Origin of the sequence: Tsukamurella strandjordii, from assembly GCF_039525985.1 — a bacterium.
Lineage (GTDB): Bacteria > Actinomycetota > Actinomycetes > Mycobacteriales > Mycobacteriaceae > Tsukamurella > Tsukamurella strandjordii.
On the sequence record NZ_BAAAII010000008.1, the window covers coordinates 426,024 to 451,117 of the forward strand.

The window sequence follows — 25,094 nt, forward strand, 5'->3', positions numbered from 1 at the left end:
ATCAGCGGCGCGCCGACACCGGGCGCCGAACGGGGCCGCGGCGGATCACCGCGGCGATCCGGTGGTCGATTCCGGCCCAGGATGCCGGCGGGAGCACGGCGAGCGCAGCCGCGATACCCGCGAGACCGATGGCCACACCCGCTGCCGTATCGGAGAACCAGTGCACGCCGAGGTACAACCGGCTCGCCGCGACGGCACCGACGAAGACCGCCGGCACCACCAGGGCCAGCAGCGCGCGCCGCGTCGACCAACCGACGGTGAGCGCGATCGTGGTGGCCACCAGCAGCGCCGTCGTCCCCGTCACGTGGCCCGACGGGAAGCCGAAGTCGTGCTCGTCGACGAGGTGATCGATCACCGGCGGCCGCTGACGCGCGAACGCCGCCTTGAGGACGTAGGCGATCGCCGCGGCAGCCGCCGTCGACCCCAGCACGAAGACCGCCGCCGCCGGTGAGCGCCGCCAGGCGAGGAGTCCGGCGATCAGCGCGGCGAGCACGAGAGTGACCGTGGGGGAGAAGAAGTCCGTGATCGCCCGCATCAGCGTGGTGGTCGCCTCGCTGCGGTGCAGCACCATCTCGTGCAGCACCTGGCCGTCCGCCTCGGAGATCGGTCGACGGTTCAGCAGCAGTCCCCACACCACGGTGGCCGCGACCAACGCCACGGCGACGACCAGCGACGTCACGTCGCAGCGGAGGGACTTCCAGGAGAACGGCATCCCGCCAGATTGCCTGCGACGCGTCGCACCCCGCAACCCATGAGCGGGTAAAGCTCAGCCCGGATCGGGGCGGTACGCCGTCCACTGGCCGTCGGTTCGCGGAGGCGGCGGCGTCCAGCCGTCGAACCAGCCGCCGGCGCTCACCTTCTCCTCGCGCACCGGCCACAGGTCCAGTTCGACGAGGAATCCGGGCAGCGCCGCAGCGACCAGCGGCAGCAGCCGCCGTCCCTCTGCCTCGTATTCCCGCGCGAGGTCGTCCGATCTCCAGCCCGTGTCGAAGTGGAATCCCGTGTCGAAGAGGTCCTGCCATGCATCGAGCTCGGCGCTCACTGGGGCTGGGATACCGAGCGCCTCGCCGTCGACACCGCCGTAGAGCGACCACAGCGGCGGTCCGCTGTAGTCACTCATCATGCGAACCCGGCGATCGGGTGCGACATCGAAGCTCATGAACTGCACCGTAGGCCCGGACGGCAGCGATGGCGAGGGAACTTCGGTGCGGAACTGCGGTGCGGGTGCACGGTCTCACCACAGTTCCGCACCGAAGATGACGGCCCGACCCAGACGACGGCGCCGCCCCCGACGAATCGGGGACGGCGCCGCGGACACCCTCACCCGGTGCCGGTCACTCGTCGGCTCAGAAGAAGCCCTGCGCGGTGGGCGCGTAGGAGACCAGCAGGTTCTTGGTCTGCTGGTAGTGATCGAGCATCATCTTGTGGTTCTCCCGGCCGATACCCGAATCCTTGTAGCCACCGAAGGCGGCGTGCGCCGGGTACTGGTGATAGGTGTTGGTCCACACGCGGCCCGCCTGGATGTCGCGACCAGCGCGGTAGGCGATGTCGCCGTTGCGCGACCACACGCCGGCACCGAGGCCGTAGCGGGTGTCGTTGGCGATCTCCATCGCGTTGTCGTAGCCGTCGAAAGAGGTCACGGCCAGCACCGGACCGAAGATCTCCTCCTGGAAGATCCGCATGTCGTTCGTGCCCGAGAAGATGGTGGGCTGGATGTAGTACCCGCCGGACAGGTCGCCGCCGAGATCGGCCGCCTCACCACCGGTGACCAGCGTGGCGCCCTCGTTCTTGCCGATGTCGATGTACGACAGGATCTTCTCGTGCTGCTCCTTCGACGCCTGCGCGCCGATCATCGTCTCGGTGTCGAGCGGATCGCCCTGGCGGATCGACTTGGTGCGGATCGAACCCAGCTCCAGGAACTCGTCGAAGATCGGTGCCTCCAGCAGCGCGCGCGACGGGCAGGTGCACACCTCGCCCTGGTTCAGCGCGAACATGGTGAAGCCCTCCAGGGCCTTGTCCTGGTAATCGTCGTTCGCCGCCAGCACGTCCTTGAAGAAGACGTTCGGGCTCTTGCCACCCAGCTCCAGGGTGGCCGGGATCAGGTTCTCCGCGGCGTAGCTCGCGATCAGCTTGCCCGTGGTGGTCTCGCCGGTGAAGGCGATCTTGCGGATCCGCTTCGACGAGGCCAGGGGCTTGCCCGCCTCCAGGCCGAAACCGTTGACGATGTTCACCACGCCCGGGGGCAGCAGGTCGCCGATCAGCGAGAACAGGTACAGCACCGAGACCGGGGTCTGCTCCGCCGGCTTGAGCACGATCGCGTTGCCTGCGGCCAGCGCGGGCGCCAGCTTCCACACGGCCATCAGGATCGGGAAGTTCCACGGAATGATCTGTCCCACAACACCCAGCGGCTCATGGAAGTGGTAGGCCACGGTGTTCTCGTCGATCTCCGAGATGCTGCCCTCCTGGGCCCGCAGCACCGAGGCGAAGTAGCGGAAGTGATCGATCGCCAGCGGGATATCGGCGTTGAGGGTCTCGCGGACCGGCTTACCGTTCTCCCACGATTCGGCGACGGCGATCGCCTCGAGGTTCTGCTCCATCCGGTCGGCGATCTGCAGCAGGATGTTGGCGCGGGCGGTGGCGGAGGTCTTCCCCCATGCCGGGGCGGCGGCGTGCGCCGCGTCGAGCGCCAGCTCGATGTCCTCCGCGGTCGAGCGGGCCACCTCGCAGAAGACCTGCCCCGTCACCGGCGACGGATTCTCGAAGTACTGCCCCTTCACGGGCGCGACCCACTGGCCGCCGATCAGGTTGTCGTACCGCGACTGGTAGCTCATGAGGGAGCCGGGAGCCCCGGGACGTGCGTAAACGGTCATGACGTGCCTCCAGGTGAGTTGGGTGACTCAAGTCACAACCCACGCTAGGCCTCCGAGCGTTGCAACGACGTTGCAGCCGCGCAATCGCTCAGGCGAGATCCTCAGGCGAGATCGAAGTCGAGGCCCGCGAGCCGGCCGTCGGCCTCGGCCCGGGCGATCCCCGTCGACCCGCGGTGCAGCGCCTCCCAGGCGGCCCGGTCGTCACGGCCCTCCGGCAGGTCGAGCCAGCGGCGCAGCAGACCCAGATCGCGGGTGGCCAGCACCGCCGCCCGCAGCGACTCGGACAGCTCCGTGCGCAGCCGCGCGACGCCCGGCGCCACCGACTGCGGCAGCAGCGGCCCCGGATACGCCGACAGTGCGTCCAGCACCCGGCCCTCGCGCACCGCGACGGCCACCCCGTCGGCGTCCGATTCGATCGGCTTGAGCAGCCGGTACGGCCGCGAGCCCAGGAACTCCGCGCCGATCGACTTCCGCAGCCGCGAGATCTCCGCGCGCACCGTGACCACGTCCAGATCGCGCTCGTCGAGCAGCAGGGCCAGGTGATCGGCGGTCAGGCCCTCGCGGTGCCGCAGCAGCAGAGCCAGGATGTCGGCGTGCCGGCCGGTGAGCGGCACGTTCCGGCCGTCGAGCTGCAGGGACGGGTGCCCGCCCAGGAGTCGCAACCGGGCCGACGGCGCGGGTGCCGCGGCGGTCAACCGCATCACCGCGAGCTGCCCCTCCACGGCCATCGCCGCCGCCCGCACCAGCGACAACGCCTGCGGTGTGGCCACCTGCGGACCGCCTGTCACGTCCAGCACGCCGATCGGCGCGCGCGTGAACGGATCGTGGATCGGCACCGCCGTGCAGTTCCAGCCGTGCGCCAGCCGCGCGAAATGCTCCGAGCCCGAGATCTGCACCTCGGTGTCCAGCGCGAGCGCCGTGCCCGGCGCGTTGGTGCCCGCCGCGGTCTCGCTCCACACCGCGCCCGGGGCGAAGTTCATCGCCGCCGCCCGGCGCATGGAGGCACCGTCGCCCTCGACCCACAGCAGCGTGCCCTCATGATTGGCCACCGCCACCATCGTGCCGGGGGAGTCGTCGACCAGGAGCCGCCGGATCACCGGCATCACCGTGCTGAGGGGGTTGCGGGCGCGCAGTCCGTCCAGGGTCTCCCGGCCCGACGGTGCCTCGCCGTCCGGGTTCACGCCCACGGCCTTGCTGCGCTGCCAGCTCTCGGCGATCAGCCGGCGCAGTGCCGACCCGCGCAGCACCGACTCGTCGACCGCACCGTCGACGAACATCCTGTGCAGCCGCGCGGTGGAATTCCGCGCGGCGGTCCGAGTAGCAGCAACCATCCTGTCACCGAAGATAGCCCCGAATCGGGCGCCGCGGAGCCGGTTTGCGGGGCGCAAAGGCCCGCGGGGTCACCAGCCGGGATCGCCCACCAGTTGCAGGCTCACGTAGCTCGGCCGATCGGGGCGTAGCAGCACGTCCTGCCGGCCCAGCCGGGTGCGCGCGAGGTCGGGCAGGGTGGCCAGGTACCGCGGCACGCTGCCGGCGTAGACGTCCACCCGCAGCCGGTGGCCCTCCTCGATCAGCGCATCGGTGGCCACCACGTCCACGTCCAGCTCGATCGTCTCGCCCGGCACCACCTTCTGCTTCGCCGACCAGGTGAGCGGATGGAAGGGCGCGAGCAACTCGCCATCGGCGTCGTACTCGCTGCGCGCCTCGTCGATCGCCCGGTTCGAGGCCATGAGCGCCCCGCCGGTGAGCACCGTGGAGGTGCCGTCCGGCGCCACATCGTTCACCGTGACGGTCCAGATCGCCTCCTCGCCCTCGCAGCGCGTCACGAGATGCACGTTGATCGCGCCGCTCAGCTGCACCGGCGCGGCCGCCGGCGGAGAGGTGAAGGAGATCGCGCCGCGCTCCTGCAGGCTCGCATCGTCGGTGAAGGGCAGCGCCTTCGTCAGGCCCGCGAGCACGTGCGTCAGATCCGGGGAGGCCAAGCCGCGCAGGTCGATCCGCGTGGACGCCAGATCGCGCCGCCGCGCCGGGTAGGTGGCCAGGCCACCGTCGTAGCGCGCGTGCTCCGCCGTGCCCGACGGTACCGGCGTCGCGTACAGCCGCTGGGTGCGGGCGCCCGCGCGGGGGAAGGACTCGCCCGCGGTCCAGCCGCCACCCTGCTGCTCCAGGGTGACCGGGCCGTAGCGGTCGACACCGTTGTCGATGCCCTTGAGCCACCGGTCGTACCAGGCCCGTTCCAGCACATCGATGCGCGGCGGCGCCTGGGTACCGCCGAAACCGGAGCCCATATCGAAGTGATAGCCGTCGGTGATCACCATCTGCTTCTGTCCCGCAGGCAGATTCAGGCGCGAGTAGATCCGCGGGGTGCTGCGCCCGAACAGGTCGTGCCAGCCGCCGAACAGGAACGTGGGAGCCGTGATCGCATCGACCTTCGCGTGCCGCTCGGTGAAGTACGGGTTGTCGTTCACTCGCGGATCGCGGCCGGTGACCACACCGCGCACCACCGACCCGAGCTCGGTGGCGGGCGAACCGATGCGGCTCATCAGCCAGCGGATCACGTTGCCGTTCACGGTGTCCCGCAGCAGCGTGCGCGGGTTGTACAGCCACTTCAGCGCGTTCACCGCGCCCAGCCACAGTGGAATGAACACCGACGGCAGGCCGCCCGTGATGTAGATGTCGCGGACGATGTCCTCGCTGCCCTCGATCGCGAAGATCGCGCCGAGCCCCTCGGGGTTGTGGCCCGCGGCCTGCAAGGAGTTGATCGCGGAGTACGACCAGCCGCCCATGCCCAGCTTGCCGTTGCACCAGGGCTGTTCGCGCGCCCAGTCCATCACCTCGACCGAATCCTGCTGCTCGCGCGGCCCCAGGATCTGCCACACCCCGTGCGAGGTGCCGGTGCCGCGCACGTCCACGATCACCTGGGCGTAGCCGCTGCGCACCAGCCGGCGATTGATGCCGAAGCCCTCCAGCAGGCCGCCCGACAGGTCCACCGTGCCCGCGGTGAGCGGCTTGGCGGCCCTGGTCAGCGCCGGGCCCAGGAAGGCGGCGTGGGTGCTCTCGTCGATCGCATCGACCACGGTGCGGTTGTACGGGTTCAGATTGAGGATCGCGGGGTAGGGCGTCGGTACCGGGCGGCCGTCGCGCTCCGCGGGCCGCACCACGGTGGCGCGCAGCCGCACACCGTCGGACATCGTGATGTCGACGTTGCGGTCGATGTGCACGCGGGGATAGGTGAGCCGGCCGTCCACGGCCTCGCGCCAGGCGCGGGCGTCGGCGCCGCCGGTGGGATCGCCGAGCGGGAGCACGTGGTCGACGCGGGCGTGATGCTCCCGGTTGGGGACGGGGAGCGCGCGTCCCCGGTCCCACAGCGGGAACCGCACCGGGCCCCGCGCGGGCGCCTGCCGGGCGTTCGCCCTGCCGGATCGGCTGCTCGTCATTGCAACCCCTTCCTTCAAGCCTCAACCTAGAGCACAGGTGACGCACCTCACAAAACCGAACCCGGTTTGTGGCCGATTCGTTGCCTTTCGTCGCCGCTCGCCGGGGCGTCTGCGGGCGCCACGGGCGGCCTATAAGCTCGATCACGGCGCCGCCCGGCGCCTGTCGAATCGTCTCGTTCCGGAGGTCCCCACCGTGTCCACGTCGCTGACCACCTCGCTTCTCGACCCCGCCCGGCAGCCCGCCGTGGTGGCCGACTTCGCCTCCGTGGTCGACGCTGAGGTCAAGGACAAGAGCGGCCTCTCCGGCACCGCGATCAAGGCGGCCTACGGCGCCGTGAAGAAGGTCTCGCCGTCGGTGATCGAGTCCGCGCTCACCAAGCTGCTGCCCGAGTTCGCGTCCGCACTCGACCCGTTCTGGGCCGACTTCCAGGCCCAGGGCCCCGGCGACTTCGGCCAGTACCTCGCCTCCCGCGGCGACGAGGTGGGCGACGCCCTGCTCGCCGTCACCGATCGGCGCGCCGAATCCACCAGCCAGCCGGCCCTGCGCAAGGCCTACGGCAGCCTGCGCGGCAAGGCCAAGGAGAACGTGGTCGCCGCCCTGCCCCGCGTGGGCGCGGTCGTGCAGAAGAACGCGGCCTGATCATGGCGAACGTACAGCTCAACGGCTCCGACACGCTGACCACCGCGGTCTCGCACGCCTACAGCGCCACCGTGCCCGCGGGCGCCACCCTGCACGTGGCGGGCGTCGCCGCGCGGGATGTCGGCGGCACCACCGTGGCCCCCGGCGATGTGCAGGGCCAGATCAAGGGCGCGGTCGAGAACCTCGCGACCATCCTCGGCGAGCGCGGCGCCGGCCTGGCCGACGTGGCCCGGCTCACCGTCTTCGTCTCCGAGCACCTGCAGGTTGATCTGCAGGTGGCCGAGGACGCCCTCAGCGGCCTCTTCGAGACTGTGCCGCCGGTATCGATCATCGGTGTGAGCCGGTTGCGCTACGACGACCAGGTGGTCGAGCTGGAGGCCGTGGCCGCCCTGTAGCGGGCGCGGTGTGTCCCGGGGCACATCGTGCTAGGGGTTACCGTGTATCCCGTGACCAACGCTACTTCCGCAGACCCCGGTGCCACCGTGATCACCGGGGGCAGCTGGCCTCGGATGCTCACCTTCCGCTCGGACGACGGGAACCTCCTCGAGTCCGTGCGCGTCCAGGTGACGGGCGACCGGATCAAGGCGTACGGCCGGATCATCGCCGCGCCGTCCGCCGACGGTCCCGCGTTCAACGCCTCGTACGACCTGGTGACCGACGACGAGGGCGTCACCAAGCGGCTGTCCGTGCATGCGCTGACCGCGTCCGGTGAGGCCCAGGTGACCATCGCCCGCGACGGCGAGAGCCATTGGCTCGTGCAGGGCGCGCAGGGCGCCGAGCGCGGTTTCTTCTCCGGCGCGCTCAGCGTGGACGTGCTCAAGTCGGCCTTCTTCAACGCGCTCACCATTCGCCGCTACGACCTGCAGAGCCACATCGAGGAGGTCGACGTGCCCGTGGTGTACGTCGAGCTGCCCAGCCTGCAGGTGAAGGAGACCGTGATCAACTACGCGGCCGCCGCCGACGGCATCACCGTGATCTCGCCGGTCTCCAGCTCCAAGCTGGCGGTCGACGAGGACGGCTTCGTGCTCGACTACCCCGGTCTCGCCCGCCGCGTCGACTAACTTCCGGGTAGCGCCGTGACCACGCCTCCCGCGTGGCCGGCCTCCCGCAGCGCCCGCTGCCATCCCGCCCCGTCGAGCACGGGGACGAACGGGGTGCGGCGGGCGTTCTCGTAGGCCTTGCGCGCCGCGTAGCCGCGCTCGGTGATATCGCGGACGGTGCCGCTGTCGGCCAGCTCGGTGCGCGCGGAGATCAGCTCGGCGATGGTGTCGTCGAGCGCGTCCAGCAGGGCGTCCCGGTTCGCCTCGCACATCGCGTTCACCAGCGACGGCGCCGTGCCCGCCACCCGCGTCACATCGCGGAAGCTGCTGGCCGCCAACGTGAGTGCCAACTGCTTCGCCGCCGGATCGAGCTCCGCGGTGATCGCCACCGCTTCGGCCACCACGTGCACCGAATGCGAGATCCGGGCGACCGCGGCATCGTGCTCGGTGGATCCCGCGGGCACCACCACGGCGCCGCAGTCCAGACCCACCGAGGCCGCCAGCCGCCAGGCCCGTGCCGGGGTGGCGTCGTCGGCCGTGACCACCCAGGTGGCACCGTCGAACAATGCGGCGTCGGTGGCCTCCCAACCCGAGAAGGCGGTGCCCGCCATCGGGTGCCCGCCCGCGTAGCGCTCGGTGAGTCCCGCATCGGCCACCCGGCGCGCCACATCGCCCTTCACGCTCACCGCATCGGTGAGCCAGGCGTTCGGGGCGTGCTCGGCGATCGCGGCGAGCACCGGATCGAGCGCGGGCACGGGGACGGCGATCACCACGATGTGGCCCGCGTCGGCACGCCGCAGCGTGGCCGCGAGATCGGAGGAGGCGTCGAAACCGGCGGCCGAGGCGTCGTCGGCGGCGGCCGCCGAGCGGTTCCAGCCGTACGCCGGACGGCCCGCGCGGTGCAGGGCCCGCAGGATCGAGCCGCCGATCAGGCCGAGGCCGAGGACGCACACGGGGACATCGGAATGGGGAGCACGCTGCACGGACACGGGGTCCAGGGTTCCACAGGCCGTGAAGAAGGCGTTCGAGACATTCTGTTCAGGCGTAAATCCGGTTACGGTTCTCCCATGGCCGCACAGACCTCGCCGGAGCACTACAAGAACATCGACGGTTACGCCGTGGCGGTGGTGCGCGACGAGACGAGCTGGACCGTCTCGCTGCTCGCCCCCGCCGCGCTGGCGAACGTGGGCACCGCCGAGGAGGAACTCAGGTCGTTGCGGGCGGCGGGCGCGGCGTTCGGACTGCTCAACGTCGACGACGAGTACTTCGTGATCGTGCGCCCCGGACCGTCGGGCACCCGGCTGCTGCTCTCCGACGCCACCGCCGCCGTCTTCGACGATCTGGCGGAGCAGACGCTGGAGCGGCTCGACGTGGACGTGCCCGATCTCGACCCCGACGAGGTCGACGAGACCGATCCCTGGCCCGAGGGCGATCTGAGCATCCTCGGCGATCTCGGTTTCGGCGAGCAGGAGCTCAGCGTGCTGCTGGCCGATCCGGATCTGTACGCCGACGAGCAGGTGCAGGTGATCGCCGAGCGCCTGCAGTTCGAGGGCGAGCTGGCGAAGATCCTCGACGCCCTGAGCTGACGTGCCGCATCTCGACGTCGAGCGGTCCGCGATGGGCCTCGCCCTGGAGGCGGCCGGACTCTCCGGTCCCGACGATGTGCCGGTGGGTGCCGTGGTCCTCGATCCCGACGGTGTCGTGCTTGCGCAGGCCGGGAACCGTCGGGAACAGCTGGGCGACCCCACCGCGCACGCCGAGGTGCTCGCGATCCGCGAGGCGGCCACCCGGTTCGGCGACGGCTGGCGGCTCGGGGGCTGCACGCTGGCGGTGACCTTGGAGCCCTGCGCCATGTGCGCCGGTGCCCTGGTCTCGGCGCGGATCGAGCACCTGGTGTTCGGTGCCTACGAGCCCAAGACCGGCGCCGTCGGCTCGGTGTGGGACGTGGTGCGCGACCCGCGCGTGACGCACCGGGTCACCGTGCGGGGCGGGATCCGCGCTGACGAATGCGGCGCCCTGCTCACCGAGTTCTTCGCCCCGCACCGTTCCTGAACTGCGGATTTAGTGCCAGGGGCGACTTCCGGTAAAGTACTCCGACGGTGGCGTGTCCGAGCGGCCGAAGGTGCAACACTCGAAATGTTGTGTGCGGTAACCCCGTACCGGGGGTTCAAATCCCCCCGCCACCGCCGAGAGAAACCCTCTCCGATGTGAATCGGGGAGGGTTTCTTCGTCTCCGCGGTTTCCGAAACCGGCGATGAATTCGTTCAGGCGGCGGCTACGGCGGTTCGACCCGATCGAGTGCCGGTTTCGCGCCGGGGTGTGCGCCGCAGCCACCACTCGCAGACGCCGAGCGCGATCAGCCAGCTGAGCCACGCGGTGAGCGCCACGCCCAGCCCGTCCACCACGTGCGGTTCGAGTCCCAGGCCGTCGAGCGTCAGGAAGATGATCGGCGCCAGCACGCGATTGATGATCACCGAGTACATCAGCGCGGCGCTGCGCAGCATCCAGCGCCGGTGATGGGTCACGTCCCGCGCCAGGATCGAGCGCACGCCGAGCACGGTGAACAACAGCATGAGCGCGCCGAGGGTCACGTTGGAGACCGCATTCGCCGGACCGAACGGGGTCATCGCGCCCACGGTGATCGACGCCAACCCCACGGGAATGGCGCAGGCCACGTAGATCCGGCCGGCGATCCGGTGATAGCGCGCGAACCAGCGTCGGCCGAGCTGCACCAGCCCGGCGAGCATGGCGATCGCGCCGAGCATGATGTGGCCGACCAGCAGCGGGTAGTACCAGGACGGCTGACCGTCGAGCGGCACGCGGCTGCCGCCGGTGAGGTACACGGGCAGGGCGTAGGCGAGGAATGCGGCGACGATGAGCGATCCGACCAGCAGTTTCTTCATGTCTCGGACGGTAGGTTCGGCGGACCGGCGTGCGGATCACCCGGAGGAGTGGCGCGCTCTCACCCGTGGGAGTGAGATGGAGGCATGAATCACGACGAGGCCTGGGGCGCCGACGAACTCGATCTGGACCGGTACCTGCGCCGGGTCGGTCTCGCCGCCCCGGTCGCGACCGATCCCGAGGGGCTCGCGCGCCTCGTCGCAGCGCACGCGACCACCTTGCCCTGGGAGAACATCGACGCCGTCCGCGGCATCCCCGGCGAGCTCACGATCGACGCGCTGCAGCGCCGGATGATCGACGGCCGCCGCGGCTACGGCTGCACCGGCCACGTCCCGCTGCTCGCGGCCGTCCTGCAGCGGCACGGGTTCACCTTCTCCGCGGTCGCGGGGCGGGTGCTGTTGCAGGGCGATCGGTCGCCCTCGACGCATGCGCTCCTGGTGGTGCAGGTCGACGGTGCGCGGTGGCTGGTGGAGGTCGGATTCGGGGCGGTGCCGCTCGCGCCGCTGCGGCTGGTGGACGGCCTGGAGCAGGACGCCGGCGGCTGGACCTACCGCGTGCGGCGGTCGACGCGGGGCTTCGCCGAGGAATGGCAGCTCGACTTCCTTGATCCGAGCAGCGGTGAATGGCGCCCGCAGTACCGGTTCCCGCTCGCCGATCGCACCTGGACCGACCTGCGGATGACCAACTACTACGTGGCGACCTCGCCCTTCTCGCCCTTCCGCGGCCGCCTGATGGCGGTGATGAACCACCCCGACCGCAGGCTCGTGCTCACGGGCGACAGCATCATCACCACCCGCCCGGACGGTTTCCGGGAGTCGGTGCCGTACCCGGCGGCGGACCGTCGGGCGATTCTGGCCGAGCGTTTCGCCATCGACCTGCCCGACGATGTGGCGGCCGAGCTCGACCGGGTGGTGGCCGACCGGATCAGTGCGAGCTGAAGAAGCCGATGGCCTGCGGGCCCTTGGTGCTGTCGCACCGGGCCAGCATCCCGGGGGAGGTCGGGAAGGAGCAGTTCCAGCCGTCGACGGTGGCGGGCTTGCCGGTGGCGATCTGGGGGCTGAACTTGTCGGCGATGGTCATCGCCTCGACGCAGTCGACCTTGGCGGCGCCGAGGGCGTGCACGTAGAGCGGACCGTCGGGACCGCGGGTCTGGCCGCACATGTCGCCGCGGGTCACGGCGGCGGCGCTCGACGATGCGGCGGGTGCGGCCGTGGTGGTGGGGCTGCTGTCGGTGGAGGACGAGCCGCAGCCGGCGAGCAGCATCCCGCCGAATGTTGCGATTGCGACTGCTGTGACTGGTGTTGCAGACCTGCGCAAAGTGCTCATGCGGCCCACCATACCGGCGAATCCGTGATTGAACTCACAAAAGACCCGGTCAGCGACTTTATTGCAGGGTGAAACCATCGGTACACTGACACCAGAACCGCAGCCGCGGCCGCGGCAGTCCCACGCGCCGTCCGACGAACCGGAGTACCTCTCATGGCACTGCTTCTCTACCGGTTGGGCAAGTTCGCCTACCTGAACCGCTTCAAGGTCATCGCCGTCTGGCTGCTCCTGCTGGTCGGGATGTTCGGGGCGGCGATCTCGTTGAGCAAGCCCACCGTCGATAACTTCAACCTTCCCGGCCTGCCGTCGGAGAAGGCCACGAACATCGTCAACGAGCAGTTCGGCGGCGAGGGCGGCGATGATCCGTTCACCACCGCCTCGGCCACCTTCGTCTTCCACGCGAAGGAGGGCAAGCTCACCGATCCGAAGAACGCCGCCGGTATCGACAAGACGATCGAGCAGATCAGGGCCCTGTCCAAGAAGGACGCCAACGACGTCGAGGTGCCGCTGGTCAAGGACGGCAACCTGCTGCACAACCCCACCGGCAAGCTCGACGACGGCGTCCTGACCCCCGCCCAGCGCCAGACGCTCGAGGCGATGACGGCGCAGCAGAAGGACATCGCCTCCACCAAGTCGCCGGAGCAGCAGAAGGCCGACGCCGCGGTCACCTCCACGGTGAGCCCCGACGGAAAGACCGCCAAGCTCAAGGTCGATTTCGTCGACAAGGTCACCGACCTGCCCAAGGACACCGCGCAGAAGATCAAGGACGCCCGCATCGCGGGAGAGGACGCCTCGCAGGGCTCGCTGCAGGTGGAGGCCGACGGTTCCGCCGCCAAGGGCATGGAAGACATGGGCATCACCAGCGAGCTGATCGGCATGCTGGTGGCCGCGATCGTCCTGATCATCACCTTCGCCTCGCTGGTGGCCTGGGGCCTGCCGCTGATCAACGCGATCATCGCGGTCCCCGTGGCCCTGGCCGGCGTCATGATCGCCACCCGCTTCATCGAGCTCGGCACCTTTCCCACGGTGCTCACCTCGATGATCGGCCTGGCCGTCACCATCGACTACGCCCTGTTCATCGTCTCCCGCTTCCGGCACGAACTGCGGCGGATGAACGCGACCACCAAGGAACAGCGGGCCGAGGCCGCCGGCGTCGCGGTGGGCACCGCCGGCTCGGCGGTGATCTTCGCCGGACTGACGGTGATCATCGCGCTGGCCGCGCTGGCCTTCATCGGCATGGACTTCCTCGGTCAGATGGGTGTGGCCGCCGCCTGGGGCGTGTTCATCGCCGTGATCGTGGCGCTCACCCTGCTCCCGGCGCTGCTGGGCCTGTTCGGCAGCAAGGTCTTCGCCGGCCGGGTCAAGGGGCTGCACCCGCAGGACACCGACGAGGGCGAGGGCCGCACTGCCAACGGCCTGCGCTGGGCGCATGTGGTGAAGAAGGTTCCCGTGGTCACGCTGCTCGCCGGCGTCGCGGTGCTGGGCATCCTCGCGATCCCGATGAAGGACATGCAGACCGCGCTCCCGGGTTCGGGGATGAGCGAGAAGACCACCTCCGAGCGCAAGGCCTACGACCTCACCTCCGACGCCTGGGGCAAGGGCTCCAACGGTCAGCTGATGGTGGCGGTCGACGGCTCGCAGGCCCAGCCGGATCAGCGGCTGCGCGCGTACGCGCAGATCGTGGACAAGCTGAACAACGATCCGGATATGAAGCCGAAGGTCGCGAACGCGCAGATCGCGCAGCTCGCGCCCGATAACAGGGCCGCCACGATCATCGTGACCCCCAAGGGCGGGCCGACGGATCAGCTGACCAAGGACCTGGTCAAGGACCTGCGGAACCTGCCCAACGGCGATGCCGGTCTGAAGCAGACCTTCAAGATGGACCTCGGCGTCGCGGGTAACACCGCGATCGAGATGGACATCTCGGACAAGCTGTCGAAGGAAGCGCTGCCGATCTACCTCGCCATCGTGGTGGGCCTGGCCTTCCTGCTGCTGCTCGTGGCCTTCCGCTCGATCCTGGTGCCGCTCACCGCGGTTCTCGGCTTCCTGCTGTCGGTGGTGGCCACGTTCGGCGTGACCTCGGCGATCTTCACCGACGGTGCGCTCGGCCTGATCGACAACACGCAGCCGCTGGTCTCGTTCCTGCCGATCTTCCTGATCGGCATCGTCTTCGGCCTTGCGATGGATTACCAGGTGTTCCTGGTGTCCCGCATGCGTGAGGAGTACGTGCACACGGGCGATGCGACCGCCTCGGTGATCACCGGCGTGCAGTACGGCGCCCGCGTGGTGACCGCGGCCGCGATCATCATGATCTCGGTGTTCGCCTCGTTCATCCTCAACGATGCGGTGTTCATCAAGGAGATCGGCTTCGGCCTGGCCGCGGCCGTCCTGTTCGACGCCTTCGTGGTGCGCATGGTGATCATCCCGTCGGTGATGATGCTGCTCGGCGATGCGGCCTGGTGGCTGCCGAAGTGGCTGGACCGGATCCTGCCGAACGTCGACATCGAGGGCGAGTCCCTGTCCGCGGTGCTGGCGAAGAGCTCCACCGAGACGGCGCCGCTCCCGGACGCCCTGGGCGAGCACGTCACCACCGAAGTGCCCGTGGCCGCCCGTGCGGACGCTCCCGCCACCGAGCGGGTGAAGGTGACCGGCGGTGTGAACGGCTACGTCAACGGCGCGACGCCGACCGCTCCGGTGGGCCTGCCCCTCCAGCAGGTGCCCACGCAGAAGGTGCCGGTGCAGCCGACGCCCGCCGCGGCACCCACCGCGCCGATCCCGGCCGCGGCCGAGACTCCGAAGGACGACGAGACCGCAGCGGCCGCAGTCGCTTCGGTGCCCGACACCGGCGAGTACCCGGTGGCGCGTCCCGCCCAGCCGACCGACGCGGAGACCACGACCGGCCCGATCCGGCAGGCGGAGCGCACCCGCTCCGACCGGACCCGCGACGAGCTCGCGCAGCTGCGCGAGCAGAACAAGGCGATCGCCGCCGAGCTCAGCGCGCTGCGCTCGGACTACCGTTCGATGACCAGCCGCACCCGGCTGCAGAACGAGCACATCAGCGATCCCACGCGGTTCGACATCGACGCGCGCCTCGAGGGCCCCGACGGTCCGCTGGGCCGCGCCGGCCGGCTGCTCACCCCGCACGGCGAGATCCTGACGCCGGCGTTCATCCCGGTGGGCACCAAGGCGACCGTGAAGACGGTGATGCCGGACGCGGTGGCCGATCTGGGGGCGCAGGCGGTGCTCGCGAACGCGTACCACCTGTACCTGCAGCCCGGTCCGGAGATCGTGGAACAGGCCGGCGGCCTCGGCAAGTTCATGAACTGGGACGGCCCCACCTTCACCGATTCCGGTGGCTTCCAGGTGATGTCGCTGGGCTCGGGCTTCAAGAAGGTCATCGACATGAACGGCGACCAGGAGCTCCAGGGCGACGACGCCATCGCCGAGGGCAAGGACAGGCTCTCCCGCGTCGACGACGACGGGGTCACCTTCCTCAGCCACCTCGACGGCACGGAGCACCGGTTCACGCCGGAGCGGTCGATGCAGATCCAGCACCAGCTGGGCGCCGACATCATCTTCGCCTTCGACGAGCTGACCACCCTGCACAACACCCGGGCGTACCAGGTGGAGTCGCTGGAGCGGACCCGGCTGTGGGCGCGACGCTCACTGTCCGAGCACAACTGGCTCACCGCGCAGCGCCACGACGCGATCTCGCTGTGGGGCGTGGTGCAGGGCGCGCAGTACGAGGACCTGCGGCGCAAGGCCGCTCGCGATCTGCGGGCGCTGAGCGAGGAGGACCGTGAGGGCGGCGGCCTGGGCTTCGGCGGTTACGGCATCGGCGGTGCGCTGGAGAAGGCGAACCTGTCGACCATCGTGCGCTGGGTGAACCAGGAGCTGGAGGAGGACAAGCCGAAGCACCTGCTGGGCATCTCCGAGCCGGACGACATCTTCGCCGCGGTGGAGCAGGGCATCGACACCTTCGACTGCGTCTCGCCCTCGCGGGTGGCGCGCAACGGTGCGATCTACTCCGTGGACGGTCGCTACAACGTGACCAACTCGCGGTTCAAGACCGACTTCCAGCCGCTGGACCCGGAGACGCAGAACTACACCTCGCAGTTCTCCCGCGCCTACATCCACCACCTGTTCAAGGCCAAGGAGGGGCTGGCGGCCACGCTGGCCACCATCCACAACGAGCAGTTCATCGTCTCGCTCGTGGCCAAGATCCGGCAGTCGATGATCGACGGCACCTACTGGGAGTTCAAGGAGGAGTTCCTGGGTCGCTACTACAAGGGCACCCAGCAGCACCTCGCCAAGTCCGACTAGTCAGCCGAGGAACCGGTCGCGTACTCACGAAACGAGTGGGTACGCGACCGGAGTCGTCACTAGCGAGTGATGCAGGAGGCGGGACCACGATGGGGATATTCGACGCGACGTGCGGCCTGACTGGAATCGGATTGCGTGACAGCGACGCAGTCCTCGTTCCCCTACGCCGCCGCCATGACGCGACGTACCTACCGTTCGCCCTTCCGATGTACGGCAAACATGACCGAGCGGGAGCGATCTCGTTCAAGCCCGATCGCAACACGGATCTTCTCTTTTCGTACTTCAGGGACCTCGCCGACGGGCGGATCACAGTGGACAGGCACTACGCGGCTCTCGGGGTAACCACCGAATCTCTCGATGGCATCATGGAACTGCTGGAACGCAATACGTCGGTGTGGCTTCGGTTCAGGGAAAGCGACCCGAAAGCCCCTCCGGTCATCGCGGTTGACGGCGACCCACTCGTCTTCGTGCTCGTGGCTCGGACGGTGTGGCAGGCGATCGTCGATGCCGCGGAATCGGCAACGGGAAGCCTTGACGGTGAGTTCGAGTCCGTCTTCGGACCGGACCCCATCGCGGCGGGAATTTACGGCTGCTCGTTGAACGAGCTGGCCGATCGGGTTCGCGAGATCGCGGCCGTACACCGCTTCATGGCGGCGCACGGGATGGCGTGGCGTCCGCACTCGGAGGGTTTCGCGGCCCAGGGGTTTGGCTGGCAACAGTGGTCCGATGACTTGGAGCATCTCTTGCAGTCCGCTCGACAACGGTTCGAGGGCGATCCGATCATCGAAGCCGGACTCGATGCTCACGCCGCAGACATCGAACGGGTCCGCGAGGAATACGAATACGAGCCGGACTAGCTGCGGAACACGATGACCGATAGACGCCTCAAGAGTAGGATCGTGCCATGGCTCATGTGGTCGCCCTCCCGGTCTGCGACGGCATGACGCTGTTCGAGTACGGCATCGCCGTGGAGGCGCTGGGCTTCTCGTGGGGCGACCTGACACTCGACTACGACGTGCGGGCCTGTGGCCCGGCGGGTGGGGTGCACACCGTGGGTGGCGCGATCCTGCACCCGGGCTACGGGCTCGCCGACATCGCGACCGCCGACACCGTGATCGTGACCGCCGTGACCGATCCGCGCCGCAACTCCAATCCCGAGTGGACCGAACACCTGCGCGCCGCTGCTGCGAACGGTGCCCGCATGGTCTCCATCTGCAGCGGAGCCTTCGCTCTCGCCGAGGCGGGCCTGCTCGACGGGCGGCGCGCCACCACGCACTGGCGGTACGCCAGCCTGCTGCAGCACCGATTCCCGCGCATCCACGTCACACCCTCCGACCTCTACGTGCGCGATGGTGACGTGACCACGGGTGCGGGCTCCGCCGCCGGACTCGACCTGTGCCTGAAGCTGATCCGCGACGACCACGGCTCGGAGGTGGCCAACGAGGTCGCGCGCCGCATGGTGGTCGCGCCGCACCGCGACGGTGACCAATCGCAGTTCGTGACGATCGATGCGCTCCGCCCCGATGTCGATGCGCGGTTCGCGGACTACCTCGAATCGCTCGCGCGGTCGGTCGACTCCGTCGCGGGCGTCGACGATATGGCCGCGCGGGCCGGGGTCTCCCGGCGGACCCTGCACCGGCAGTTCCGCAGCCACACCGGGTCCGCCCCGCTGGAGTGGCTCACCCGGCAGCGGGTGTACCGGGCGATGAGCCTGCTCGAGACCACCGACGAGCCGGTCACCGCCGTTGCCACCCGATCCGGGTTCGACGCCGAGGAAACGCTGCGCTATCACTTCAAGCGGCAGACCGGCCTGAATCCCACCGCCTACCGGGATCGGTTCCGCACCGATCGCGATCAGGCCATATCTTGACGATAGATGGCATCTAGGCCACTGTGCGAGCGCCCGCCGCCGCCGTAGCGTCGGGTGCATGACGAAGGAAGCGAACGAAAAGCTCAGTGGTGGAGGGCTCCTCGCGTGGATCGGCGATGCGTTGGCCGGTATCTCGGCGGGCAACGCGGTGCGCCACGGCGGCGCCGTGCGCGCCGGGCACCGGGCGCTGTCTCAGAGCGGAAGCGTCCAGGGCTCGCGGGGGAGTGACTGCGGATCGAAGCCATCGAGCATCTCGGCCGGGGTCGACCCGGCCAGTCCCAGGCTGGATGCCAGCTCCGGCAGCACCGTCGACGGTCCGCCGCGTTCGGCCAGCGTGACGGCACCGTCGCGCTTGGCGAGCCGGACCCCGGTGGGGCCCAGGACCATCGGGACGTGCGCGTACCGCGGCGCGACGCCGCCCAGGAGCTCGGTGAGGTAGGCCTGCCGGGGCGCGGACGAGAGCAGATCATCGCCGCGGACCACCTGATCGATGCCCTGCGCCGCATCGTCGACCACCACGGCGAGGTTGTAGGCGTAGGTGCCGTCGCCGCGGCGCAGCACGAAATCGTCGACCATGCCGGTGTATTCGCCGTGCAGCTCGTCGTGCACCGTGAACGAGCGCACCGTCGAGCGCAGGCGCAGTGCCGCCGGACGCTCGGACCGGCGCACCGCGCGTTCGGCCTCGGTGAGGTCGCGGCAGGTGCCGGGGTACGCACCGTCCGGCGTGTGCGGGGCAGAAGGTGCGGAGAGGATCTCGCGCCGGGTGCAGTAACACTCGTACACGTCCAACCGCTCCAGGGCGGCGGCGTACAACGCGGTCCGATCGGACTGCCGGACCACCGCGCCGTCCCAATCCAGCCCCAGCGCAGCGAGATCGGCCAATTGGCGCGCCTCGGCGCCGTCGGCCGTGCGGCCGGTGTCGAGATCCTCGACCCGCAGGAGGAATTCACGCCCGGTCGACCGCGCGAACAGCCACGCGAGCAGCGCCGTCCGCAGGTTGCCCACGTGCAGATCGCCCGAGGGGCTCGGTGCGTATCGTCCGGCTGTCACCGCCCCAGCTTACGAGCGCACCGCGCCGAGGGTGCGGGCCCAACCGACCACGTGCTCCACCAGCTCGGGCGGCTGCACGACGGTGGCCGGCGCCCCCAGTACAGCGATGGCCATGGCCGCCCAGTCCAGCGTGTCGGCCTGCATCCGCACCACCGTCTCCGCGCCGTCCTGCGTCAGCTGCGCGTACCGGCCGATCGCGGTCTGCACGGCCGCGCGGGGCGCCTGCACCCGGAACTCGATGGAGTAGCCCGGCGTGCGCTGCCCGACCGAGGCGAGCACGTACGCCGCGGCGTCCTCGGCGGGGAGCTCCCGGGGCCGGAACCGCATGCCGGTGCGCGTGGGCCGGGTGATCCGGTCCAGCCGGAAACTGCGCCAGTCGTGCCGGTGCAGGTCGTAGGCCACCAGGTACCAGCGGCGCCCCAGTGATACCAGCCGCAGCGGTTCGGCCAGGCGCTCGGTCGCGGCACCGTCGGCGGCGGTGTAGCCGAACTCGATCCGCTCCTCCGCGCGGCAGGCCTCGGCGAGATCCGTCAGGATCCGCGGGTCCACCGTGGGCCCGCCCGACCAGCCCGCCGGCTGCGTGACGGCACCGAAGGCCTCCACCCGCTTGCGCAGCCGCGGCGGCATCACCGCCGCCACCTTGCCCAACGCGCGCACCGAGGTCTCGGCGATGCCCGTCAGCCCGCCCTGGGCCGCCGTCTGGAGGCCGACGGCGATGGCCACGGCCTCCTCATCGTCGAGGACCAGCGGGGGCAGCGCGGCGCCCGCCGCCAGCTGGTACCCGCCGTCCACGCCGCGTGAGGCGTTCACCGGATAGCCCAGCTCGCGCAACCGCTCGATATCGCGCCGCAGCGTGCGCACGGAGACGTCGAGCCGGTCGGCCAGTTCCGTGCCCGGCCAGTACCGGTGCGTCTGCAGCAGGGACAGCAGTCGCAGGGTTCGGGAGCTCGTGTTCGCCATGTCTTCGAGGATTCTCTCAATTGAGGACAGAAACTGTCACCAAGGAATTCTAGGCTCGTTTCATGACCGAGACACAGCAGCACACAGCCACCGGAGAACGCGCCGACATCCTCAGCTTCCTGGCCGAGCGCCGGCACTTCCTCCGCTTCACCGCCCAGGGCCTGTCCGATGAGCAGGCCAACACCCGCAGCACCGTCAGCGCGCTCACCGTGGGCGGGCTCATCAAGCACGTGACCGAGGTGGAGAAGGGGTGGCAGCGGTTCGCACTGGGCAACGGCCACGCCATGGACGACATCGACTTCGAGAACATCACCCCCGAGCAGGAGGCGGCCTTCGCCGACACCTTCCGCCTCACCGACGGCCAGACCATCGAGTCCGCCCTCGCCGAGTACGAGAAGGCGGCCGCCGCGACCGACGAGCTGGTGCGCACCCTCGACCTGGACACCGCGTACGAACTCCCCGAGGCGCCGTGGCAGCCGGCCGGCGTCTTCTGGACGGTGCGCCGGGTGTTCCTGCACATCGCGGGCGAGACCGCGCACCACTCCGGTCATGCCGACATCATCCGCGAGAGCATCGACGGCCAGAAGAGCATGGGATAACGGGCTTCCATCCCGGATCGGTCCCACTGTCGGTCCCGCGGCCTACGATCGGACGCGTGGACCTGCCCGTGAACCCGCCGCTCGATCCGATGCTCGCCAAGGCCGCGAAAGCGGTGCCCGGCGAGGGGTACTCCCACGAGCCCAAGTGGGACGGATTCCGGGCCCTGATCTTCCGCGACGGCCACGAGGTGTTCATCGGCTCGCGCAGCGGCAAGGACCTCGGGCGCTATTTCCCCGAGGTCGTCGCCGCCGCGCGGGCCGAACTCCCCGAGCGCTGCGTGCTCGACGGGGAGATCGCCGTCGCCGTGCACCGCGAGGGCCGCAAGCGTCTCGACTGGGAGTCGCTCTCGGCCCGTATCCATCCGGCGGAATCCCGCATCACGAAGCTGTCGGAAGAGACCCCGGCCATCTTCATCGGTTTCGATGCCATCGCCATGGCCGATGTGGACCTCACGGGTAGACCCTTCAGCGCCCGCCGCGAGGTGCTCGTCTCCTCCTACGCCGGCACCGGAACCTGCAAGATCAGCCGCGTCACCACCGATGCCGGCGCCGCCGCCGACTGGTTCGAGAAGTTCGAGGGCGCCGGGCTCGACGGCGTGATCTCCAAGCGGATCGACGGGCACTACCTGCCGGGCAAACGCGAGATGATCAAGGTCAAACACGCCCGCACGGCCGAGGCCGTGGTGATCGGCTACCGCCCGCACAAGTCGCAGCCGAACGCCGTCGGCTCCGTGCTGCTCGGCCTGTACAAGGACGATCAGCTGCTGCCGATCGGCGGCATCGGGGCGTTCACGGCCGCCAAGCGTGAGGAGTACCTGCAGCTGCTGGAGCCCATGCGCACCGCCGACTCCGTGCAGGGCGAGCCCAACCGCTGGGCCACCCCGGAGAAGACGGGTGAGTGGGTGCCCGTGCGGCCCGAGCTGGTGGTGGAGTTCGACTACGACCAGATGGAGGGCATGCGCCTGCGGCACACCGCGAAGTTCAAGCGCTGGCGTCCCGATCGCACGCCCGAGAGCTGCGGGTACGAGCAGCTCGACGTGCCGGTCAACTACGACCTCGACGATGTGCTGCAGGAGGGCGAGTAGATGGCCAAGACCCCCGCCGCCGAGGTGATCGTCCCGGGGCCGGACGGTGAGCGCGCCGTCCGGGTCTCCAGCCCGGACCGCATCATCTACCCGGCCACCGATCTCACCCCCGCGGTCTCCAAACTGCAGGTGGCCCAGTACTTCGCCGCGGTCGGCGAGCCGCTGCTGTCCGCCATCGGCGATCGGCCCACCGCTCTCGAAAGATGGCCCGGCGGAGTGCATCCCGGCGGCCGGCTCGCGCAGGGCCCGATGGACAAGGAGGCCGACGGCTTCTATCAGAAGCGGATGATGAAGGGCGCCCCGTCGTACGCGCAGACCGTGACGATCACCTTCCCCTCCGGGCGCACCGCAGACGAGCTGTGCCCGCACGAGGTCGCGATCCCGGTCTGGTGCGCCCAGATGGGCACCATCACCTTCCACCCCTGGCCGGTGCGCAGAGGCGACGTCGATCGCCCCGACGAGCTGCGCATCGACCTGGACCCGCAGCCCGGTACTGACTTCGGCGATGTGGTCCGGGTGGCCGGTGTTGCGCGGGAGCTGTTCGCCGACCTGGGCATGCGGGCCTTCTGCAAGACCTCGGGCAACCGCGGGGTGCACGTCTTCGTGCGGATCGAGCCCCGCTGGGAGTTCACCGATGTCCGGCACGCCGCCATCGCCTTCGGTCGTGAGCTGGAGAAGCGCGACGCGGGTGTCACCACGGCCTGGTGGAAGGAGGAGCGCGGCGAGCGCATCTTCGTCGACTACAACCAGAACTGCCGGGACCGCACGATCGCCTCGGCCTGGTCGCTGCGCGCCGTCCAGGGCGCCACCGTCTCCACGCCCCTCACCTGGGACGAGCTCGCCGGGCTCAAGGACCCGCACGTCTTCACCCTGTTCTCGGTGCCGGAGCGGCTGGCCGACGGGAACCCGTGGGCCGAGATGGACGATGTGGCACACGATCTCACGCCGCTGCTCGACAAGTGGGATGAGCACCCCGTCGAGCTGAACTTCCCGCCCGACTATCCCAAGATGCCGGGCGAGCCGCCGCGGGTGCAGCCCAGCAAGAAGGTGGCCGAGCACTGGGACGCCGAGGGCAATCGCATCGATTCCTGAACGGTTCACTTGGATCTGGTAAGCACAGTGCATGCCTGATCGCCGCCTGATCGTCACCCCGCTCGCAGCCGCCCTGATGGGCGCCACCCTGGTCGTCGTCAGCGCCGGATGCTCGTCCGGCAAGGGCGACGACGATGCCGCCAAGCTCGACCTGAGCACCGCCGTGAACACCCCGCTCACCATCAGTGCCGAGCAGTTGGCGAAGCTGGGGGCGGGCGGCGCCGTGGTGGGGGTCGCCCCCTCGCAGAACGGCACCGTCGAGGCCGCGAAGGGCGGTGCCCTGGTGTTCAAGCCGAACGCCGGATTCAAGGGATCGGTCGAACTCAAGGCCACCGTCTCGCCGGCGGTGCAGCTGTTCTCCTCGAACATTCCGCCGCTGGCCACCGTGGGCGGAGTCAGCGTGGACGCCAGCGGCTACGGCTCCTCCTGGGTGCCCGTGCCGGGCGCGCAGAACGAGTTCTTCGGCCTCACCGACCGCGGCCCCAACGTGGACGGCCCGGACAAGGATCAGAAGATCGCGGTGACGCCCGAGTTCAATCCGCAGATCGGCCGGTTCAAGCTGGAGGAGGGCGTCGCGAAGCTGCAGAGCGTGATCACCCTCAAGGGCCCTGACGGCCGTCCGCTCAACGGCCGCACCGATACCGCGGCGCCCACCGGCGAGAAGATCCTCGACCTCGACGGTCGCGAGATTCCGCCCAGCGATCACGGCATCGACTCCGAGGGGCTCGTCGCCATGCCCGACGGTTCCTTCTGGGTGTCCGACGAGTACGGCCCGTTCCTCATCCGCTTCGACTCCAACGGCCAGGAGCTCGAGCGCCTCGCGCCCGGCCGCGGGCTGCCCGAGGTGCTCAAGAACCGCACCCCGAACCAGGGCATGGAGGGCCTGACCCTCACGCCCGACGGTTCGCGGCTGGTCGGGATCATGCAATCGGCCCTCAACGTTCCGGGGCTCAGCGGCAACGCCAAAGACGTGCCGGCCACTCGGATCGTGACGATCGACCTCAAGACCAAGGCCACTCAGCAGTTCGTGTACCTGCTGGACAATCCGAAGGACACGAAGAAGGCGGTCTCGGAGATCACCGCGATCTCCAACACCGAGTTCCTGGTGGACGAGCGCGATAACAAGCTGGCGCCCAAGGCCAACAAGACGATCTACAAGATCAACCTCGACGGCGCCACCCCGCTGGGCGATCAGAATCCCGAGACGATCGTGGGCGTGAGCAGCACCGCCGATGCCGAGAGCGCACTCAAGGGCGCCGGCATCACCCCGGTCAAGAAGTCGGTCGCGCTGGAGCTGACCCGGATGCTGGACAAGCTCAACCCCGAGGGCAAGTTCTTCGGCCACGACAAGGTGGAGGGCCTCACCTCCACGGACGGCGGCAAGACGCTGTACATCGCCAACGACAGCGATTTCGGCCTCGCCGGGATCGCCGGTCCGAAGACGCCCTTCCAGCTCAAGCAGAAGATCCTGGCGAACGGTCTGCAGGACAGCCTGGAGGTGCTCCGGGTGGACACCACGCGTGTCGATGAGCCCACCGTGACCAGGACGATCACCGTCAACGTCTCCTGATTCATCATTTCACTCTTGACTTATATAAGTGAAGACTGAAATACTCGTCGGGTGCACGCATTCGACGTCCTCGGCGACCCGGTCCGCCGTCACCTGCTCGAACTCCTCGCCGACGGCGAGCGGTCGGCGGGTGAGCTGAGCGACGAGGTGCGGGCGCGCTTCGGAATCAGTCAGCCCGCCGTCTCCCAGCATCTGCGCCAGTTGCGGGAGTCGGGTTTCGTCACGGTGCGGCCCGAGGGGGCGCGCCGCCTGTACGCGGTGCAGTCCGAATCGCTGCGCGAGGTGGACGACTGGCTGGTCCCTTTTCGACGCTTCTGGGAGCCGAAATTCG

The 25,094-nt window shown here is 69.5% G+C and carries 24 protein-coding genes, 1 tRNA gene and 1 pseudogene; 16 read left to right on the forward strand and 10 right to left on the reverse strand.

All coding sequences use genetic code 11. From position 1 onward, the window contains the following. Position 1: 1 nt before the first annotated feature. The 5 genes from ABD108_RS16680 to ABD108_RS16700 form a co-directional block, all read right to left on the reverse strand. A complete protein-coding gene (locus tag ABD108_RS16680) occupies positions 2-712 on the reverse strand; it encodes a phosphatase PAP2 family protein (protein ID WP_220657340.1) in 711 nt (236 codons plus the stop codon). Between the two features lie 54 nt (positions 713-766). Beyond that, the gene (locus ABD108_RS16685; protein ID WP_343930854.1) at positions 767-1,159 is read right to left on the reverse strand and encodes a hypothetical protein; all 393 of its coding nucleotides are present in this window, start codon (positions 1,157-1,159) and stop codon (positions 767-769) included. 187 nt (positions 1,160-1,346) lie between these two features. Then, entirely contained in the window at positions 1,347-2,870 is a 1,524-nt protein-coding gene (gene exaC, locus ABD108_RS16690; protein ID WP_220657342.1) for an acetaldehyde dehydrogenase ExaC, read from the reverse strand. A gap of 101 nt (positions 2,871-2,971) precedes the next feature. Beyond that, positions 2,972-4,201: a GAF domain-containing protein gene (locus ABD108_RS16695; RefSeq protein ID WP_305112334.1), complete on the reverse strand. Its 1,230-nt coding sequence runs from the start codon at positions 4,199-4,201 to the stop codon at positions 2,972-2,974. A gap of 69 nt (positions 4,202-4,270) precedes the next feature. Then, positions 4,271-6,307: a CocE/NonD family hydrolase gene (locus ABD108_RS16700; protein ID WP_343930855.1), complete on the reverse strand. Its 2,037-nt coding sequence runs from the start codon at positions 6,305-6,307 to the stop codon at positions 4,271-4,273. A gap of 193 nt (positions 6,308-6,500) precedes the next feature. Here ABD108_RS16700 and ABD108_RS16705 point away from each other — a divergent pair, with 193 nt between their 5' ends. From ABD108_RS16705 to ABD108_RS16715, 3 genes are all read left to right on the forward strand, one after another. Then, complete coding sequence (locus tag ABD108_RS16705) at positions 6,501-6,947, forward strand: DUF6918 family protein (RefSeq protein WP_220657344.1); 447 nt, start codon at positions 6,501-6,503, stop codon at positions 6,945-6,947. A 2-nt stretch (positions 6,948-6,949) separates the two neighbouring features. After that, positions 6,950-7,342 carry a RidA family protein gene (locus ABD108_RS16710; RefSeq protein WP_220657345.1) on the forward strand — a complete coding sequence of 131 codons (393 nt, stop codon included), beginning with the start codon at positions 6,950-6,952 and terminating at the stop codon, positions 7,340-7,342. 114 nt (positions 7,343-7,456) lie between these two features. Continuing rightward, the gene (locus tag ABD108_RS16715; RefSeq protein ID WP_220658531.1) at positions 7,457-8,008 is read left to right on the forward strand and encodes a putative glycolipid-binding domain-containing protein; all 552 of its coding nucleotides are present in this window, start codon (positions 7,457-7,459) and stop codon (positions 8,006-8,008) included. Here the strand turns inward: ABD108_RS16715 and ABD108_RS16720 are convergent. After that, positions 8,005-8,970: a prephenate dehydrogenase gene (locus ABD108_RS16720; RefSeq protein WP_220658532.1), complete on the reverse strand. Its 966-nt coding sequence runs from the start codon at positions 8,968-8,970 to the stop codon at positions 8,005-8,007. The two genes, ABD108_RS16715 and ABD108_RS16720, sit on opposite strands and share 4 nt — an antisense overlap. A gap of 84 nt (positions 8,971-9,054) precedes the next feature. Between ABD108_RS16720 and ABD108_RS16725 the strand changes: the two genes are divergently transcribed. The 3 genes from ABD108_RS16725 (at position 9,055) to ABD108_RS16735 (ending at position 10,173) form a co-directional block, all read left to right on the forward strand. Further along, positions 9,055-9,573: a tRNA adenosine deaminase-associated protein gene (locus ABD108_RS16725; RefSeq protein WP_220657346.1), complete on the forward strand. Its 519-nt coding sequence runs from the start codon at positions 9,055-9,057 to the stop codon at positions 9,571-9,573. 31 nt (positions 9,574-9,604) lie between these two features. Next, on the forward strand, positions 9,605-10,039 hold the full coding sequence (locus ABD108_RS16730) for a nucleoside deaminase (protein WP_220658533.1): 435 nt from the start codon (positions 9,605-9,607) through the stop codon (positions 10,037-10,039). A 46-nt stretch (positions 10,040-10,085) separates the two neighbouring features. Further along, positions 10,086-10,173 (forward strand) — tRNA-Ser (locus tag ABD108_RS16735). Between the two features lie 78 nt (positions 10,174-10,251). On the opposite strand, the gene ABD108_RS16740 is transcribed toward ABD108_RS16735, so the two are convergent. Continuing rightward, positions 10,252-10,890, reverse strand: a complete 639-nt coding sequence (locus ABD108_RS16740; protein WP_343930856.1) for a DUF2306 domain-containing protein — start codon at positions 10,888-10,890, stop codon at positions 10,252-10,254. An 84-nt stretch (positions 10,891-10,974) separates the two neighbouring features. Here ABD108_RS16740 and ABD108_RS16745 point away from each other — a divergent pair, with 84 nt between their 5' ends. Further along, positions 10,975-11,826: an arylamine N-acetyltransferase family protein gene (locus ABD108_RS16745; RefSeq protein ID WP_305112337.1), complete on the forward strand. Its 852-nt coding sequence runs from the start codon at positions 10,975-10,977 to the stop codon at positions 11,824-11,826. Here ABD108_RS16745 and ABD108_RS16750 read toward each other — a convergent pair. Continuing rightward, positions 11,813-12,151 (reverse strand): hypothetical protein, encoded by a 339-nt coding sequence (locus ABD108_RS16750; protein WP_343930857.1) that lies wholly within the window; start codon positions 12,149-12,151, stop codon positions 11,813-11,815. The genes ABD108_RS16745 and ABD108_RS16750 overlap by 14 nt on opposite strands. A 303-nt stretch (positions 12,152-12,454) precedes the next feature. Here ABD108_RS16750 and ABD108_RS16755 point away from each other — a divergent pair. From ABD108_RS16755 to ABD108_RS16770, 4 genes and pseudogenes are all read left to right on the forward strand, one after another. Then, positions 12,455-14,671, forward strand: a pseudogene (locus tag ABD108_RS16755) (MMPL family transporter); the annotation flags it as partial. Between the two features lie 564 nt (positions 14,672-15,235). Next, positions 15,236-16,537, forward strand: coding sequence for a tRNA guanosine(34) transglycosylase Tgt (tgt, locus tag ABD108_RS16760; RefSeq protein ID WP_220658534.1), 1,302 nt, complete (start codon positions 15,236-15,238; stop codon positions 16,535-16,537). An 89-nt stretch (positions 16,538-16,626) separates the two neighbouring features. Then, positions 16,627-17,394, forward strand: coding sequence for a hypothetical protein (locus ABD108_RS16765; protein WP_343930858.1), 768 nt, complete (start codon positions 16,627-16,629; stop codon positions 17,392-17,394). Positions 17,395-17,441: 47 nt separating this feature from the next. Continuing rightward, positions 17,442-18,407 carry a GlxA family transcriptional regulator gene (locus ABD108_RS16770; protein WP_220657351.1) on the forward strand — a complete coding sequence of 322 codons (966 nt, stop codon included), beginning with the start codon at positions 17,442-17,444 and terminating at the stop codon, positions 18,405-18,407. Between the two features lie 192 nt (positions 18,408-18,599). Here ABD108_RS16770 and gluQRS read toward each other — a convergent pair whose 3' ends face one another. Further along, positions 18,600-19,457, reverse strand: coding sequence for a tRNA glutamyl-Q(34) synthetase GluQRS (gene gluQRS / locus ABD108_RS16775; RefSeq protein ID WP_343930859.1), 858 nt, complete (start codon positions 19,455-19,457; stop codon positions 18,600-18,602). 9 nt (positions 19,458-19,466) lie between these two features. After that, positions 19,467-20,417, reverse strand: a complete 951-nt coding sequence (locus ABD108_RS16780) for a helix-turn-helix transcriptional regulator (protein ID WP_343930860.1) — start codon at positions 20,415-20,417, stop codon at positions 19,467-19,469. A gap of 62 nt (positions 20,418-20,479) precedes the next feature. Here ABD108_RS16780 and ABD108_RS16785 point away from each other — a divergent pair, with 62 nt between their 5' ends. The 5 genes from ABD108_RS16785 to ABD108_RS16805 all read left to right on the forward strand — a co-directional run. After that, a complete protein-coding gene (locus ABD108_RS16785) occupies positions 20,480-21,016 on the forward strand; it encodes a DinB family protein (RefSeq protein ID WP_220657354.1) in 537 nt (178 codons plus the stop codon). A 56-nt stretch (positions 21,017-21,072) separates the two neighbouring features. Then, entirely contained in the window at positions 21,073-22,101 is a 1,029-nt protein-coding gene (locus tag ABD108_RS16790) for an ATP-dependent DNA ligase (RefSeq protein WP_343930861.1), read from the forward strand. Beyond that, a complete protein-coding gene (locus ABD108_RS16795; protein ID WP_343930862.1) occupies positions 22,102-23,193 on the forward strand; it encodes a DNA polymerase domain-containing protein in 1,092 nt (363 codons plus the stop codon). It begins immediately after the preceding gene. A 31-nt stretch (positions 23,194-23,224) separates the two neighbouring features. Next, positions 23,225-24,763 carry an esterase-like activity of phytase family protein gene (locus ABD108_RS16800; protein ID WP_343930863.1) on the forward strand — a complete coding sequence of 513 codons (1,539 nt, stop codon included), beginning with the start codon at positions 23,225-23,227 and terminating at the stop codon, positions 24,761-24,763. A 51-nt stretch (positions 24,764-24,814) separates the two neighbouring features. Further along, positions 24,815-25,094, forward strand: a 280-nt coding sequence (locus ABD108_RS16805) for an ArsR/SmtB family transcription factor (protein ID WP_343930864.1), incomplete at its 3' end; no start/stop codon positions are given.